Source organism: Streptomyces racemochromogenes, assembly GCF_044129415.1.
In the GTDB taxonomy this organism is placed as follows: Bacteria; Actinomycetota; Actinomycetes; order Streptomycetales; family Streptomycetaceae; genus Streptomyces; species Streptomyces racemochromogenes_A.
On record NZ_JBBDHD010000043.1, the window covers coordinates 22,620 to 39,207 of the forward strand.

Consider the following 16,588-nt stretch of genomic DNA (forward strand, 5'->3'; position numbering starts at 1 on the left):
GCGAAGCACCGACGGAGGATTCGAGCAACCGTGGATGCGCAAAGCCGTGGGCGGGCGGACGAGATCGACCCCGCTGACCAGTGGGTCCTCAATCCCCGCACTGGCAACTACGAACTGCAACTGGGCCGTTCCGCTGCGCAGCAGCGTTTCGCCTCGGCCCCCCGCAGAACCCGCAGATCCTCCACGTCCACGGCCGCCCCGGCTCCGGCCGCCCCCTCCCCCGCCGTCCCCAAACCCCGCCGCGGGGAGGGCCCGGCCGGCGGGCGCCGCGGCGTCGGCGGCCGCTCCCGCAAGGGCGGCGGCGGTCCGGGCCGGCGCAAGCGGCTGCTCACGGTCACCGGCGGCACCCTCGCCTTCCTGCTGGTCGGCGGCGGCGTCGGCTCGTACCTCTACTACCAGCACCTCAACGGCAACCTGAACGTGATCGACACCGGCGGGGCGGGCGGCGGGTTCAAGAAGGACCAGCCGATCAACGTCCTGGTGATCGGCACGGACAAGCGCAGCGGCAAGGGCAACGAGGGGTACGGGGACGCGGAGAGCGTCGGCCACGCCGACACCACGATCCTCTTCCACGTCTCCAAGGACCGCAGCAACGCGACCGCGCTGTCCATCCCGCGCGACCTGATCACCGACATCCCGTCCTGCCCGACGAAGATCGACGGCTCGGTCAAGGAGATCCCCGGCACCCGGGGCACCCGCTTCAACAACAGCCTGGGCCAGGAGGGCCGCGACCCGGGCTGCACGATGCGCACGGTCAAGCAGCTGACCGGCATCGACGTCGACAACTTCATGATGGTCGACTTCAACGCGGTGAAGAACCTGAGCACGGCGGTGGGCGGGGTGCCCGTCTGCCTGGCGAAGGACGTCAACGACCGCGATTCGAAGCTGAACCTGAAGGCGGGCGAGCACCGGCTGGAGGGCGAGCAGGCGCTGGCCTTCGTACGCACGCGGCACTCCTTCGGCAACGAGAGCGACCTGGACCGGATCAAGACCCAGCAGCAGTTCCTGGGTTCGATGATGCGCGAGATGAAGTCCAAGGAGACGCTGACCAGTCCGAAGAAGTTCTTCTCGCTGGCGGAGGCGGCGACGAAGTCGCTGACGGTGGACCAGGGGCTGGGCTCGATCGGCAAGCTCACCGCGCTCGCGGGCGAGTTGAAGGACATCAACCCCAAGAACGTCACGTTCACCACACTGCCGGTGGTCGACAACCCGAACGAGCCGGCCAACCGCAAGGCGACCGTCGTCGTGAACTCCGCGCAGGCGGACCCGCTCCTGCAGATGATCCGCGGGGACGTGTCCCTCACGGAGGTCGAGAAGAAGGAGCAGGCCGCCAAGGACGCGGCCGAGGCCGACGCCAAGAGCAAGCAGGACGCGCTGCTCCAGGGGAACCGCGCTCCCGCCGGGGACGTCCGGGTGGACGTGTACAACGGCGGCGGGCCCCCGGGGGCGGCCTCCACCACCCTGACGTGGCTCCAGAACACCAAGGGCGTCTACAAGTCCGGCAACCACGGCAACGCCTCGGCGCGCCTGGCCGCCACGCAGCTGGAGTACGCGCCCAACCAGGCCGACCAGGCCAGGGCGCTGGCCGACATGATGGGCCTGCCGGCCTCGGCCCTGAAGCCCGGCGCGGTCGACGCGGCGGCGAGGACCCCGATGAAGCTGACCCTGGGCTCCGACTTCAAGGAGCCCGGGACACCGCTCGGCGCGGCGGTCCCGCAGCAGGCCCCCGAGGGGGTCCAGCGGGTCGAGGCCGACAAGGCGGTCTGCGCCAAGTGAGCGGCCGCGCCGGCCGACGACGCACGGTGCGGCCAAGCAGGAGCGGGCGGCGGTCAGACCGCCCGCCGAGCGTCCACAGACCGCCTGGGGGCGGTAGCCGGCGGGGCCGGCACAACACCGACCAGTGAAGAAATCTTGAGGGGGGTACGCGTGGTGCACAGCAGCGTGCGGGGGGAGGGGGCGCCCGAGCAGGCCGCCGACGGCATATCCGACGGCGGCGGCACGAAGAAGGCGTCCGCCACGGTGCCTCCACCCCGGGACGGTTCGGGCGGCGGCGCCCGGCCCCCGGGCGGTGGTGTCCCCACCCGCCGGCGCCGCCGGCGGGTGCTGTTCTGGGTGGCGTCCGTCCTGGCGTTCCTGATCCTGGGGACCTCGGCGGCCGGGTACCTCTACTACAACCACCTCAACGGCAACATCCGCAGCGGACAGCGCCTGAGCGGTGAAAGCGGTGTGGAGAAGACCCACGCCAACGCCAAGGGCCAGCGGCCGCTGAACATCCTGCTGATCGGCTCCGACAGCCGCAACAAGCCGGAGAACGTGGAACTCGGCGGCAGCCGCGACACCGTGGGGAACCCGCCGCTCGCGGACGTGCAGATGCTGCTGCACGTGTCGGCGGACCGGGAGAACGCGTCGGTCGTGAGCATTCCGCGCGACACCCGGGTCGACATACCCGAGTGCACGGATCCGAAGACCGGCGAGAAGTTCAAGAAGACCAACGCGATGATCAACGAGTCGCTCGGCCGCGGCGGTCCCGGCTGCACCCTGGCCACCTGGGAGAAGCTGACCAACGTCTACATCGACCACTGGATGATGATCGACTTCTCCGGTGTCGTGAAGATGGCCGACGCCATCGGCGGCGTCCCCGTCTGCGTCAAGGACAACGTCTGGGACCGGCCGCTGCCCACCTCCGGCGGCGGCTCCGGGCTCAAGCTGCAGAAGGGCACGACCCGGGTCAAGGGCGAGCAGGCGCTCCAGTGGCTGCGCACCCGGCACGCGTTCAGCAGTGACCTGGGCCGGGCGCAGGCCCAGCACATGTACATGAACTCGATGATGCGCGAGCTGAAGAGCCAGAACGCGTTCACCGACGTAGGCCGGATCACGGACCTGGCCGAGGCGGGCACCAAGGCCCTGGAGGTCTCCGAGGAGATCGGCTCGGTCAAGAAGCTCTACAACCTGGCCATGCAGCTCAAGGACGTCCCCACCAACCGCATCACGATGACGACCATGCCGACGTTCCAGGACCCGCGGGACGAGGACCGGCTGATCGTGAACCAGCCGGACGCCGAGAAGCTGTGGACGATGCTCCGCAAGGACATCGCGTTCGACAAGAACGGCGCGCCGCAGGCCGGGCAGACCCCGGCGGCCCCGCAGCCCTCCGCGGGTGCCTCGCAGCCCGCGCCGGCCGGTTCGCAGCCGGCGGCCCCGGCCGGCCAGGTACCGTCGAAGGTCCCGGGCACCGCGCCGGACAAGATCGCCGTCAACGTGGTCAACGGCACGGCGGCCGGTCAGCCACTGGCCCCCCACCGGGCGAACGCCATCGCGGACGTCCTGGTCTCCAAGGGCTTCACCGGGGCCAAGGCGGACACCGCGCTGATCCCGGAGAAGACCACCGTGGTGCGCTACCCGGCGCCCGACCTGGCGGACGAGGCGCAGAACGTGGCCGCGTCGCTGGGCATCCCGAACACGGCGGTGCAGCAGTCCGCGGAGGTCTCGAAGATCACCCTGATCGTGGGCGCGGACTGGCGCGAGGGCAACGCCTTCCCGGCGCAGACCCCGCCGGCGGCCGGGTCGATCCCGGACTCCGCCGACGCGATCAACGGTTCGGACACCGGCGCCTGCATGGAGGTCTACAAGCCCTACCGCTGGTAGCGGGGGCTCGGCCGCAACACGAAGGGGTGACCCGGTCCCGTACGGACCGGGTCACCCCTTCGCGTGGGGCCTCAGACCTCGGCCGGGTCGCGGCGCACCGACGGGCGGCGGCTGGCGATGACCTTCTGGGCGAGCGAGCGCGGGCTGGTGAGGAAGCCGTAGCCCCAGGACATGTGCATGGTCGCGAGCGCCACGGGGATCTGCGCCCGCGCCTTGAGCGACAGGCCCCTGCCCGCCGGAACCGACCCGGCGGTGATCGCCGCGAGGTAGCCGGCCGGGACGGCGAACGCCCACGGGGTGACGGCGACACCCGCGACCACCCCGGCCGCGATCGCGCAGACGGCGGTCGGCGGGGCCAGGTAGCGCAGGTTGATGGAGCCGGAGTGGTAGCGGGCCACCACGTGCCGCCAGCGGCCGTAGTCCTTGTACTGCTTGGCCAGGGCCCGGACGGACGGGCGCGGGCGGTACTGGACCTTCAGCTCGGGCGAGAACCAGATCAGCCCGCCGGCCTCGCGGATGCGGAAGTTCAGCTCCCAGTCCTGGGCGCGGATGAACTCCTCGTTGTAGCCGCCCTGCTGTTCGAGGGCCTCGCGGCGGAAGACGCCGAGGTAGACGGTGTCGGCGGGGCCGGCCTGGCCGCCGGTGTGGAAGGCCGCGTTGCCGACGCCGATCTTCGAGGTCATCGCGGCGGCGACGGCGTCCTCCCAGGCGTTCTCGCCCTCGGCGTGCATGATGCCGCCGACGTTCTGCGCGCCGGTCTCCTCCAGCAGGCGGACGGCGGTGGCGATGTAGTTCGGGGAGAGCATGCCGTGGCCGTCGACGCGGACGACGATCGGGTGGCGGGAGGCCTTGATCGCGGCGTTGAGGGCGGCGGGGGTGCGTCCGGTGGGGTTGGGCACGGTGTGGACGCGGGGGTCTTCTCGTACGAGCTCGGCGGCGATCTCGTCGGTGCGGTCCGTGGACGGTCCGAGCGCGATCACCACCTCCATCTCGCCTGCGTACTCCTGTCCGAGGATGTGCCGGACGGAATCGCGCAGATGGCGCTCCTCGTCGAGCACCGGCATGATCACCGAGACTGCGGGCTGCTGGGCGGGCATGGCGTCCTTCACGGTCGGGTATCGGTGTCACGTTACCGCGTACGGGGGAAACGGGTGCGCGGCGGACGGGCGGTACGGACAGACGCTGATCGTATGGGCCTACTGTTCCGATGAATCTGCCCGACGTACCGGGAGGTGTCCCCCGTGCCCCAGCCGCACCGTCCCACCCGGCCCGCCGGGCCGGCCCAGTCGCAGCGCGCACGCAAGGGCGGCGGACGCGGCGGGACGGCCCGCGGCAGGCGCGACCGGCCCCGGTGGGGCGTGCGGATCGCGGCCGGGCTCTCCCTGGTGGTCCTGGGCTCGGGCGCCGTCGGGCACGCCGTGATGACCGGCCTGGACACCGGCATCGACCGGGTGGACCCCTTCAAGGACATGAAGAACCGCCCGCAGGCCGGGCACGGGGTGAACTTCCTGCTGGTCGGCACCGACGGCCGGGACAAGATCACCCCGGAGGAGAAGCGCGAGTACCGCCTCGGCGGGGAGCCCTGCCACTGCACGGACACGATCATGCTGGTGCACCTCTCCGCCGACCAGCAGCGGGCCAGCGTCGTCAGCCTGCCGCGCGACAGCTACGCCGAGCTCCCCGCCCACCAGGACCCGGTCACCGGCAAGCCCCACCGGCCCCACCCCGTGAAGCTCAACGCCGCCTACGCCGAGGGCGGGCCGAACCTGACCGTGCGGACCGTCGAGGCCATGACCCGGGTCAAGATCGACCACTACCTGGAGGTCGACTTCACCAGCTTCATGCGCACCGTCGACGCGATGGGCGGCGTCGAGATCTGCACGGCCAGGGCCCTCGACGACCAGAACACCGGCCTGCACCTGCTGCCCGGCGCCCACCGCCTCACCGGCGGCCAGGCCCTCCAGTACGTCCGCTCCCGCCATGTGGACGGAGCCTCCGACCTGGGCCGGATGCAGCGTCAGCAGCGGTTCGTCGCCGCCCTGATCAAGCAGGCGACCGGCGGCGGGGTGCTGCTCAACCCGGTGAAGTTCAAGGAGGTCAGCTCCACCCTGCTGGGCTCGGTCCGCGCCGACAAGGACTTCGGCTCCGAGCAGATGCTGGCGCTCGGGCAGGCCATGCGCGCCTTCACCCCCTCCTCGTCCGAGTTCGCCTCCGTACCGATCGGGGACGCCTCGTACCCGGTCAAGGGCATCGGGTCGACCGTCAAATGGGACGAACACAAGGCCGCCCAGCTCTTCGAGTCCCTGCGCGAGGACCGCCCCCTCGCCCCGCCCCGCCCCGGGCGGCCCGCCGGGCCGGCCGCCGGCCGGCCCGCGGCCGCCGCGACGCCCACGGCCGTCCCGGTGGACGTGCCGCCGCAGCAGGTCCGGGTCCAGGTGGAGAACGGAACCCGGATCGACGGGCTCGGCGGGCGGGTGGACTCCGCCCTGCGCGCCACCGGCTTCGACACCACCGGCACCCCGGCCGGCGGCGCCGGCCGCGACGTCCGGCGCACGGTGATCTCCTACGACCCGCGCTGGGACCGCTCCGCCAGGACGGTTGCCGCGGCCCTGCCGGGCAGCGAACTGCGCGCGGTCCCCGGGCAGGGCCGGACGGTCCTGGTGATCGCCGGCTCCGACTACGCCAAGGTCGTGCCGGTGCGGGCCGAGGACCCCTACCAGGGCGAGGCCGGGGTGGTCACCGGCGACCAGGTGGTGTGCGGCCGCTAGGGGGTGCCGGCCTGCCGGCCGCTACTTCACCCGCTCCAGCAGGGACACGTGCAGGCCGCGCACCTCGGTGGTCCGGGCGATCCGGAAGTGGTCCTTGAGGACCTTCCTGGGGGCCGCGGGGAGCTGGTTGTACGGGTCGTCGTGGTCGTCGTCGGTGTCCCGGGTGACCAGCCAGATCCGCCGGGTGTCGCCCAGGCAGCGCTCGGGCTGCCGGCACTCCACGGGGAACAGGTCGTCGGACGCCACCGCCGAGCGCTCGGCGAAGACGTCGCGCAGCCGGACCCGGTCGGGCAGGTAGTAGGAGAGCTGGTAGTCGATCATGAACACCCGCTCCTTCTTGCCCCGCGGCGGGACGAAACCGTCGCCGGGCCGGTACCCCTGGGCGATCACCCGCGCCGCCGCGATCCCGTCGGAGGTCTCCTTCGCCTGCTCGGTGCGCAGCTGGCGCTGGTCGGGGGCGCCGAGCAGGACCAGCGCGGCCAGCCCGGCCGCGCCGGCCGCCCGGGGCCGCAGCGCGGCCAGCCCGGCGGCGGCGAGGATCGCCCAGGCGGGGACGGTGAAGAGCAGGTAGCGGTCGATGAAGTACGAGGAGCTGCCCTGCGAGGCCACGAAACAGGCGGCGATCGGCACGGCCCCCAGCAGCATCAGCTCGACGGCGTGGCGCCGGCCCCGGGGCCAGGCGAGCGGCAGCAGCGCGAGCGCGGCGATGCCCAGGCCCACCAGCGGGGAGGTGAACAGGTTGTCCCAGAGCCCGGAGACGTCGCGCATGCGCGGGGTCTCGATCCAGCTGATCTGCCGGGTGACCTGGCGCTGCCCCAGCAGCACCAGCGGAACGACCGGCAGCAGGCCGGCGGCGGCCGCCGCCGCGAAGGACAGCGCGGTACGGGTGCTGCGCCCGCGCCACCACCGCAGGGCGACGATCAGCGCGTGCGGCAGCAGGACCAGCAGGGAGACCATGTGCAGCAGCCCCGACGCGGCGACCAGCGCGGCGTACCCTGCCCACCGCCGCACCGCCCCGCGCTCCAGCGCCCGCAGCAGCAGCCAGGTCGCCGCCGTGACCGTCAGCACCACGAAGGCGTACGAGCGGGCCTCGGTCCCGTACCGGGTGACGGCGGGGAGCAGAGCGAACAGCAGGCCCGCGAAGACGGCGGTCCGGCGGTCGAAGAGGGCGCGGGCGATCTGCACCACCAGGGCGGCGGAACCGGCCATGGCCAGCGCCGACGGCAGCCGGAGCATCGCGGGGGAGTCACCGGCGACGGTGACCCAGAAGTGCAGCAGCAGGTAGTAGAAGCCGGAGACGGCGTCGACGTGCTGGAGCATCGCGATCAGCTCGCCGGTACTGCGGGACGCGGCGTTCCAGCTGGCCAGCTCGTCACGCCACAGCTGCGGGGTCCCGGCCCGGAAGGTGGTCACCGCGAGGGTCAGCAGCGCCGCCCACAACCAGTCGGGCCCGGGCGGCCGCCGCCGGCCCGCGCGGGCGGGGGCGGTGGTCGCGGGGGCGGTCTGGGTGGCAGTCGGCATCAAAGGGTCTCCGCGGCAGAGCCGGTCGTGGGTGCACGGCCGTCCCTCACGCGGGAGCCGGACGTCGACGTATCAGCATAAGGGGGCCGCCCATAAAGCTCCTGTATGCGCAGGAGACTCCCGTACGTCCCGCCTCCGTCCGTCCGTCCCGGGTCAGTCCTCGTCCAGGCCCTCGGCGATGCGCCGCTCGCGCAGTTCCCTGATCGCCTGGCGGCGGGCGAGGCGGTGCGTGCGGCGGATCTGCGCCTCCTGGTAGCGGCGCTCGTCCTGCTCGGTCTCCGGGATCACCGGCGGGACCCGGCGGGGCTTGCCGTCGGCGTCGACCGCCGTGAAGACGAGGTAGGCGCTGCCGACCTGGGTGGCGGGGGTGGACTCGTTCCAGCGCTCCGCGAGGACCCGTACGCCGATCTCCATCGAGGAGCGGCCGGTCCAGTTGACCTGTGCCCGGACGTGGACCAGATCGCCGACGCGGACCGGGGCGAGGAAGGCCATCTCGTCCATGGAGGCGGTGACGGCGGGGCCGCCGGAGTGCCGCCCGGCCACGGCGCCGGCCGCGTCGTCCACCAGCTTCATGATCACGCCGCCGTGCACGGTGCCGAGGAGATTGGTGTCGGCCGCGGTCATGATGTGGCTGAGGGTGGTGCGGGACGCCGAGATCGGCTTGCCCTCGGGTTCCTCCGGTATCTGTGTCATACAGCCACCTTAAGTGCGTCCCGGAGGCATCAGGTGTGCAACAGCACCGGTACGAAGACCCCGCCGGGGTGTCCCGGGGTGCGCGCGGCCGGGCATCCTTGTCCGCATGAGTGACTGGGACGGTTTCGGCGGCGAGCGCGACGCGCACGGCCGCCGTGGTGACGGGTACGGGCGGGGCAGCGGGCAGGGGCAGCCGGAGGGACCGCAGCGGATGCGGCACGTCCAGCGGCAGCCGCAGGGCCCCCGGCCTCCCCAGTCGCCGTCCCGTCCCGCGCCCCGGGCCGCCCGGCCGCCGGTCCCGCCGCAGGCCCCGCCCCCGGGCGGGCGGCCCGGCACGCGGCCCGGGTCGGGCTACGGGGTGCCGCCGCAGCAGACGCAGGGCCCCGACGCGGCGTACGACAGCGGCTACAACACCGGCCAGGTCTACGGGCGCCCCTCGGGCCCCGGGCGGCCCGGCGGGCCGGGGGGTCCCGGCGGCACCGGGGGCCACGGCGGCCCGGGGGGGCCCGGCGGCCCCGTTCCCGTCCGGGTGGTCGTGGACTGGCGCAAGCGGATCAAGATCGGTTCGATCGCGATCGTCTCCGTCCTCCTGGTGACCACGATCGGCACCTACTTCTGGGCCGACTCCAAGGTCCGCCGCGAGGTCGACCTGTCCAAGGTGATCGAGCGGCCCAAGGAGGGCGACTGCACGACGTACCTGATCGTCGGCTCCGACAGCCGCGAGGGCATGTCCGACGAGGAGAAGAAGAAGCTCCACACGGGCTCCGCCGAGGGCAAGCGCACCGACTCGATGATGGTCCTGGCCAAGTGCTCCAGCGGGAACACCATGGTCTCGCTGCCGCGCGACTCCGACGTGGAGATCCCCTCCTTCGTCGGCTCCCAGTCGGGCAAGAAGTACGCCGGCACCGGCAAGCGGACCAAGCTGAACGCCGCGTACGCGGACGACGGCCCGGAGCTGCTGGTGCGGACGGTGGAGTTCAACACCGGCCTGCGCATCGACCACTACGCCGAGATCGGCTTCGCCGGCTTCGCGAACATCGTGGACGCCCTGGGCGGCGTGGAGCTGAACATCGAGCAGGGCTTCAAGGACGAGAAGTCCGGCGCCGACTTCAAGGCAGGGAAGCAGACCCTCAACGGCGAACAGTCCCTGGCCTTCGTCCGCACCCGCTACGCCTTCGCCGAGTCGGACCTCCAGCGGACGAAGAACCAGCAGAAGTTCCTGGCCGCGCTGGCCAGCCAGGCCGCCACCCCGGGCACCGTCCTCAACCCCTTCTCCCTCTACCCGGTGCTGGGCGCCGGCCTGGACACCCTCATCGTCGACAAGGACATGTCGCTGTGGGACATGGGCGAGATGTTCTTCGCCATGAAGGGCATCAACAGCGGAGAGGGCGTCTCGATGAACATGCCGATCTCCGGCCAGCGGGGCGGCAACCTCGTCTGGGACAAGGCGAAGGTCCAGCAGCTGGTCAAGGAGATCCAGAACGACCAGAAGGTCACCGTCCGGGGGCAGTGACATGAAGCACTCGTTCCGCGACGTACTGGACAGCCCGACGGGTTCTTCGTAAGACTGATCCGCCTTTTGCACGCCTGCTCTGGAGCGTAGATGTCTTTGCCCGCGGCCCCGCCCCAACTCGGCGACCAGAGGCGGGACGGAGCCCCAGCGGCGGCGCCCGTGATCCGGCAGCACCAGCCGGCCTCCGCCCCCAAGCCGCGGCTGCGCGTCCTGGACGGACTGCGCATCGTGGCGGCCGTGGTGGTGCTCAGCGCCCACTACGTCCACCCCGTGATCTGGGGCAGCCGGGAGAACAAGGAGCTGTTCGGCCCGATCGCCACGGCCTCGCGCTACGGCTGGCTCGGCGTCGAACTGTTCTTCATGATCAGCGGGTTCGTCATCTGCATGTCCGCCTGGGGCCGGCCGCTCGGCAGCTACCTGCGCAGCCGCGTGGTGCGGCTGGGTCCCGCCTACTGGTTCTGCGCCCTGGTGACCGGCACCGTCATGACGGTCTACGCGCAGTTCTACGGCGGCAACCACCCCACGCCCAGTCAGATCCTGACGAATCTGACGATGGTGCAGATGCCGCTGAACAACCCCTCGCTCGACCCCTCCTACTGGACCCTGTGGTCGGAGGCCCGGTTCTACCTGATCTTCGCGATCGTCGCCTGGAAGGGCCTGACGTACCGCCGGGTCATGAACTTCTGCTGGATCTGGACCGTGGTCTCGATCCTCGCGCCGAACTCCGGTCTGCCGGTGCTGGAGGCGGTCGCGAACCAGGTGTACTCGCCGCTGTTCATCTCCGGCATCTGCTTCTACCTGATCCGCCGCGAGGGCGCCCGCGTGGGCGAGCCGTGGATCCTGCTGGCCCTGTCCTGGCTGCTGATGCAGCGCTACATGACCGACATCCACGGCTGGAACACCCGGCCCGGGGACAAGCTCTCCTGGGCCGTCTGCGTCGCCGTCGTCACCTTCTTCTACGCCGTGATGGCCGCGGTCGCGCTGGGCTGGCTGGACCGGGTCAACTGGCGCTGGCTGTCGGTGGCGGGCGCCATGTCCTACCCCCTGTACCTGCTGCACCAGCAGGTGGGCGTGACGCTGATGGAGCACTGGTCGGGCGATGTCCACCCGTACGTGCTGATCCTGTCGACGACCGGCTCGATGCTGCTGGCGTCCTGGCTGGTCGTGCGGTTCGTGGAACGGCCCGGCTCGGCCGCGCTCAAGCGGATGCTGGAGCGGCGGCCGGTCAGGGCCTGAGGCCGGCGGGCACGAAGAAGGGGCACCCCCCGGGGGGTGCCCCTTCTTCGTGGTCCGTACCGGGTCAGCGGCCGGCGCGGGCGCGGAGCTTCCACGGCATCGCGATGGACTCCAGCTGCACGGCCAGGTTCATCTTCGACTCGCCGACGGTGCGGTCCTCGAAGTGGATCGGGACCTCCATCACCTGGAAGCCGCGGCGCAGGGCCTTGTACTTCATCTCCACCTGGAAGCTGTAGCCGGCGCTGCCGATCGACGCGAGGTCGATCGCCTTCAGCGCGCCCGCGCTCCACAGGTTGAAGCCGCCCGTGATGTCGCGGACGCGGGTGCCCAGGATGGTGCTCGCGTACGCGTTCGCCCAGCGGGAGAGCAGCTTGCGGTGCGCGCCCCAGGCGTCGGACAGGGTGCCGCCCGGCACGTAGCGGGAGCCCACGACGAGGCCGGCGCCGGTGGAGCGGGCCACGCCCAGCATCTCGGCGATCTTCCCGGCCGGGTGGGAGCCGTCGGCGTCCATCTGGAGCACGTACTCGGCGCCGTCCTCCACGGCCTTGGCCATGCCCGCCGCGTAGGCGCGGCCGAGGCCGTCCTTGGCGGTGCGGTGCAGGACCGACATGCGCGGCTTGCCGTCCTCGGTGAGGAAGCCCTCGGCGAGCTCGTCGGCGATCTTGCCGGTGCCGTCGGGCGAGGAGTCGTCGACGACCAGCAGGCGCAGGCCCGGCTGGTCGAGGCCCATGAGCAGGTCCACCATGCCCGGGAGGTTGCCCGCCTCGTTGTAGGTCGGCATGACCACGGTGAGGGGGGTGTGCGCCCAGGTGTCGGGGAGCCTGGTGGTGGCGACGTCGGTCGTGCGGGGAGTCTGCTGCTCGCCTATCACAGGGTTATGCCTCACTGGAGTTGGTCACCGGTCGGAGGAGAAGCGGACGGCTGCGTCGGGCAGTTCGGCCTCGCACCACACCCGCACCCCTGAACGGAGTTCGTTGTCAGCCCCCACGACGGCACCGTCGCCGATGACGGCACCGGTCAGCACGGTGCGCGATCCCACCGAGGCGCCGGCGCCGATGAGGCTGGCGTTCACCACCGTGTCCGCGCCGAGGATCGCGCCGTCCAGCACGATGGAGCCCTGGACGACAGCACCCGACTCGATGCGGGCGCCGGCGCCCACCACGGTACCGCCCGTCAGCTTGGCGCCTTCCGCCACCTGGGCTCCGGGCAGGACGAGGGCCTCGCCGCGGGGGCCGGGAACGGCCGGGGAGGAGACGACGCCGCGCACGAGGTCGGCGGAGGCCTGGACGAAGGACTCGGGCTTGCCGAGGTCCAGCCAGTAGGTGTCCTCGGTGACGCCGTGCAGCTTGGCACCGGAGGCGAGGAGGCCGGGGAAGGTCTCGCGCTCGACGGATACCGGTCGGCCGGCCGGAATGGTGTCGATCACGCTGCGGCGGAAGACGTAGCAGCCGGCGTTGATCTGGTCGGTGATGATCTCTTCGGGGGTCTCGGGCTTCTCGGTGAAGGCGAGCACCCGCCCGTCGGGGTCGGTGGGGACCAGGCCGAAGGCCCGGGGGTCCTCGACGCGCACGAGGTGGAGGGAGACGTCGGCGTCGGCCGCCCGGTGGGACTCGACCAGGCCGGCGATGTCGAGGCCGGTCAGGATGTCGCCGTTGAAGACGAGGACGGGCGAGTCCGGGCCGCCGGTCAGGCGCCGGGCGGCGTTGCGGATGGCGCCGCCGGTGCCGAGGGGCTCCTCCTCGACGACGTATTCGAGGGTGATGCCGAAGTCGGACCCGTCGCCGAAGTAGGGCTCGAAGACCTCGGCGAGGTAGCAGGTGGCCATCACGATGTGCGTGACACCGGCGGCAGCGGCCCTGGCGATCTGGTGGGCGAGGAACGGGACGCCCGCTGCCGGAACCATCGGCTTGGGGGTGTTCACCGTCACGGGGCGCAGACGCGTCCCCTGCCCGCCGACCAGCAGGATCGCTTCCGTCATTTTGTTCTCTCCCCAACCGGTTCAGGCGTACGAAGCTTCAAAGTTAGCCCATCCGGCACAGTGCGAAGCCCGGCGGATCCCCGCCCCCGCCGCCTCCGGCAACGTTCCGGTTACGGCGGGTTCCGCACGGCGCGGGCACCGGGAGCCCCTGCCGTCCCCCTTATATAGGGGACACCCGCCCCTCCCCGCGGGAGACGCCCTGCTCAGCCTTGGAACCCCGCCCGCCACTTCCGGCCGCGCCCCACGACGCGCCGCCGGTCCCGTCGGGCGCCCTCCGCCGCGGACGGCACACCGGCCGCGGGTGCACACCGGGCGGGGCGCAGCACCCGCTGGATCGGAATCGTTACAAAAGAACCCTTCGCCTCCCGGCCCGCCCGCCCGGGCCCCGCGGCCGGCCGCACGCGCGACAAGGCCCTCGGCGCGACGCCGGGGCCTTGTCGTGGGGAGCGAGCGGGTCGGTCCGCGTTACGGCAGGTTGCGGGCCATGACGATGCGCTGGACCTGGTTCGTGCCTTCGTAGATCTGGGTGATCTTCGCGTCGCGCATCATGCGCTCGACCGGGTAGTCGCGGGTGTAGCCGTAGCCGCCGAGGAGCTGGACCGCGTCCGTGGTGACCTCCATCGCGACGTCGGAGGCGAAGCACTTGGCCGCGGCGCCGAAGAAGGTGAGGTCGGAGTCGACGCGCTCGGACTTGGCGGCGGCCGCGTACGTCAGCTGGCGGGCGGCCTCGATCTTCATGGCCATGTCCGCGAGCATGAACTGCACGCCCTGGAAGTCGCCGATCGGCTTGCCGAACTGCTTGCGCTCCTGGACGTAGCCCTTGGCGTAGTCCAGGGCGCCCTGGGCGATGCCGAGGGCCTGGGCGGCGATGGTGATGCGGGTGTGGTCGAGGGTCTTCATCGCGGTGGCGAAGCCGGTGCCCTCGGCGCCGATCATGCGGTCGGCGGGGATGCGCACGTTGTCGAGGTAGACCTCGCGCGTCGGGGAGCCCTTGATGCCGAGCTTCTTCTCGGGGGCGCCGAAGGAGACGCCCTCGTCCGACTTCTCGACGACGAAGGCCGAGATGCCCTTGGAGCGCTTCTCCGGGTCGGTGACGGCCATGACCGTGTAGTAGTCGGAGACGCCCGCGTTGGTGATCCAGCGCTTGACGCCGTTGAGCACCCAGAAGTCGCCGTCGCGGACCGCGCGGGTCTTCATGCCGGCCGCGTCGGAGCCCGCGTCGGGCTCCGAGAGGCAGTAGGAGAACATCGCGTCGCCCTTGGCCAGCGGGCCGAGGTACTTGGCCTTGAGCTCCTCGGAGCCGGAGAGGATCACCGGCAGGGAGCCCAGCTTGTTCACGGCCGGGATCAGGGAGGAGGAGGCGCAGACGCGGGCAACTTCCTCGATCACGATGACCGTGGCGAGGGCGTCGGCGCCGGCGCCGCCGTAGGTCTCGGGCACGTGGACGGCGTGCAGGTCGTTGGCGACGAGGGCGTCGAGGGCCTCCTGCGGGAAGCGGGCCTCCTCGTCGACCGCGGCCGCGAACGGGAGGATCTTCGCCTCACAGAGCGCGCGGACCGACTCGCGGAGCATGTCGTGCTCCTCGGCCGGGCGGTACAGGTCGAAGTCGGCAGAACCCGCCAAGATCTCTCACTCCCCAGGGTGACGCGCCGTAGGGCACTGACAGCCGTGTGTCGCTGGCGTGCGCGCGGCGCGGGATGCTAACTACCGTTAAGTAACCCAAATTCTAGTTCCCGGCGCCGGTCCAGCGATATGCAGCGCGTACGTGAGCTGCGTGACAGCCGGGTACTCCTTGGAACGTCCCCCCGGACCGGCCCGACTATGCTCGGGGGCCGCAAACGGCCCCGCACCTCTGGAGCATCCATGGCCCCCCTCAAGATCACCGTGATCGGCACCGGCTACCTGGGCGCGACGCACGCCGCGGCCATGGCGGAGCTCGGGTTCGAGGTGCTGGGGCTGGACGTGGTGCCGGAGAAGATCGAGATGCTGGCCGCCGGCCGGGTCCCGATGTACGAGCCGGGGCTGGAGGAGCTGCTCTCCCGGCACGTCGCGGGGCTTGCGGGGGCCACCGGCCGGCTGCGGTTCACCCACTCCTGGGAGGAGGTCGCGGACTTCGGCGACGTGCACTTCGTCTGCGTGAACACCCCGCAGAAGCACGGCGAGTACGCGTGCGACATGTCCTACGTGGACTCCGCCGTGGAGTCGCTGGCCCCGCACCTGACGCGGCCCGCGCTCGTCGTGGGCAAGTCCACCGTGCCGGTCGGGTCGGCCGAGCGGCTCGCCGCGAAGCTCGCCGCGCTGGCCCCGGCGGGCGAGGACGTCGAGCTCGCGTGGAACCCGGAGTTCCTGCGCGAGGGCTTCGCCGTCCAGGACACCCTGCACCCCGACCGGATCGTCATCGGCGTGCGCGGCGAACGCGGCGAGAAGCTGCTGCGCGAGGTGTACGCGACGCCGATCGCCGAGGGCAGCCCGCTGGTGGTGACCGACTTCCCGACCGCCGAGCTGGTCAAGACCGCCGCCAACTCCTTCCTGGCCACCAAGATCTCCTTCATCAACGCCATGGCCGAGGTCTGCGAGGCCGCCGGCGGCGACGTCGTCAAGCTCGCCGAGGCCATCGGCCACGACGAGCGGATCGGCGCCAAGTTCCTGCGCGCCGGCATCGGTTTCGGCGGCGGCTGCCTGCCCAAGGACATCCGCGCCTTCATGGCCCGGGCCGGCGAGCTGGGCGCCGACCAGGCACTGACCTTCCTGCGGGAGGTCGACTCCATCAACATGCGCCGCCGCGGGCACATGGTCGAGCTGGCCCGCGAGGCGGTGGGCGGGTCCTTCCTGGGCAAGCGGGTCGCCGTGCTCGGGGCCACCTTCAAGCCGGACTCGGACGACGTGCGCGACTCCCCCGCGCTCAACGTCGCCGGGCAGATCCACCTCCAGGGCGGGCAGGTGACCGTCTACGACCCCAAGGGGATGGACAACGCCCGCCGCGTCTTCCCCACCCTCGGCTACGCCGACTCCGCGCTCGCGGCCGCCCGCGGGGCCGAGGTCGTGCTGCACCTCACCGAGTGGCGCGAGTTCCGCGAGATCGACCCCGCCGAGCTGGGATCCGTCGTCACGGACCGGCTGATCCTCGACGGCCGCAACGCCCTCGACCCGCTGCGGTGGCGGGAGGCCGGCTGGACGTACCGGGCCATGGGACGGCCGCAGGCGTAGGGCCGGGGCGCGGGGCCGGGGCGTACA

General features: G+C 71.7%; 12 protein-coding genes. 6 read left to right on the top strand and 6 right to left on the bottom strand.

Going from position 1 to position 16,588, the window contains the following annotated elements; translation table 11 throughout:
• The first annotated feature begins 30 nt into the window (after positions 1 to 30).
• Entirely contained in the window at positions 31 to 1,776 is a 1,746-nt protein-coding gene (locus WDV06_RS18160) for an LCP family protein (RefSeq protein ID WP_395510801.1), read from the top strand.
• 150 nt (positions 1,777 to 1,926) lie between these two features.
• A complete protein-coding gene (locus WDV06_RS18165) occupies positions 1,927 to 3,645 on the top strand; it encodes an LCP family glycopolymer transferase (RefSeq protein ID WP_395510802.1) in 1,719 nt (572 codons plus the stop codon).
• 71 nt (positions 3,646 to 3,716) lie between these two features.
• On the opposite strand, the gene WDV06_RS18170 is transcribed toward WDV06_RS18165, so the two are convergent.
• Positions 3,717 to 4,742 (bottom strand): glycosyltransferase family 2 protein, encoded by a 1,026-nt coding sequence (locus tag WDV06_RS18170; RefSeq protein WP_395510803.1) that lies wholly within the window; start codon positions 4,740 to 4,742, stop codon positions 3,717 to 3,719.
• A 144-nt stretch (positions 4,743 to 4,886) separates the two neighbouring features.
• Between WDV06_RS18170 and WDV06_RS18175 the strand changes: the two genes are divergently transcribed.
• Positions 4,887 to 6,413 (top strand): LCP family protein, encoded by a 1,527-nt coding sequence (locus WDV06_RS18175; protein ID WP_463668221.1) that lies wholly within the window; start codon positions 4,887 to 4,889, stop codon positions 6,411 to 6,413.
• 21 nt (positions 6,414 to 6,434) lie between these two features.
• On the opposite strand, the gene WDV06_RS18180 is transcribed toward WDV06_RS18175, so the two are convergent.
• Positions 6,435 to 7,934: a glycosyltransferase family 39 protein gene (locus WDV06_RS18180; RefSeq protein WP_395510804.1), complete on the bottom strand. Its 1,500-nt coding sequence runs from the start codon at positions 7,932 to 7,934 to the stop codon at positions 6,435 to 6,437.
• A 153-nt stretch (positions 7,935 to 8,087) separates the two neighbouring features.
• Positions 8,088 to 8,627: an acyl-CoA thioesterase gene (locus WDV06_RS18185; RefSeq protein WP_395510805.1), complete on the bottom strand. Its 540-nt coding sequence runs from the start codon at positions 8,625 to 8,627 to the stop codon at positions 8,088 to 8,090.
• Positions 8,628 to 8,733: 106 nt separating this feature from the next.
• Between WDV06_RS18185 and WDV06_RS18190 the strand changes: the two genes are divergently transcribed.
• Positions 8,734 to 10,140 carry an LCP family protein gene (locus WDV06_RS18190; RefSeq protein WP_395510806.1) on the top strand — a complete coding sequence of 469 codons (1,407 nt, stop codon included), beginning with the start codon at positions 8,734 to 8,736 and terminating at the stop codon, positions 10,138 to 10,140.
• A 90-nt stretch (positions 10,141 to 10,230) separates the two neighbouring features.
• A complete protein-coding gene (locus tag WDV06_RS18195; protein ID WP_395510807.1) occupies positions 10,231 to 11,376 on the top strand; it encodes an acyltransferase family protein in 1,146 nt (381 codons plus the stop codon).
• A gap of 64 nt (positions 11,377 to 11,440) precedes the next feature.
• On the opposite strand, the gene WDV06_RS18200 is transcribed toward WDV06_RS18195, so the two are convergent.
• From WDV06_RS18200 to WDV06_RS18210, 3 genes are all read right to left on the bottom strand, one after another.
• Positions 11,441 to 12,247, bottom strand: a complete 807-nt coding sequence (locus tag WDV06_RS18200; RefSeq protein WP_395510808.1) for a polyprenol monophosphomannose synthase — start codon at positions 12,245 to 12,247, stop codon at positions 11,441 to 11,443.
• Positions 12,248 to 12,271: 24 nt separating this feature from the next.
• The gene (gene manB, locus WDV06_RS18205; RefSeq protein ID WP_395510809.1) at positions 12,272 to 13,354 is read right to left on the bottom strand and encodes a mannose-1-phosphate guanylyltransferase; all 1,083 of its coding nucleotides are present in this window, start codon (positions 13,352 to 13,354) and stop codon (positions 12,272 to 12,274) included.
• A 465-nt stretch (positions 13,355 to 13,819) separates the two neighbouring features.
• On the bottom strand, positions 13,820 to 14,977 hold the full coding sequence (locus tag WDV06_RS18210) for an acyl-CoA dehydrogenase family protein (protein ID WP_042812866.1): 1,158 nt from the start codon (positions 14,975 to 14,977) through the stop codon (positions 13,820 to 13,822).
• 240 nt (positions 14,978 to 15,217) lie between these two features.
• Here WDV06_RS18210 and WDV06_RS18215 point away from each other — a divergent pair, with 240 nt between their 5' ends.
• Positions 15,218 to 16,561: a UDP-glucose dehydrogenase family protein gene (locus WDV06_RS18215; protein ID WP_395510810.1), complete on the top strand. Its 1,344-nt coding sequence runs from the start codon at positions 15,218 to 15,220 to the stop codon at positions 16,559 to 16,561.
• The last annotated feature ends 27 nt before the right edge of the window (positions 16,562 to 16,588 follow it).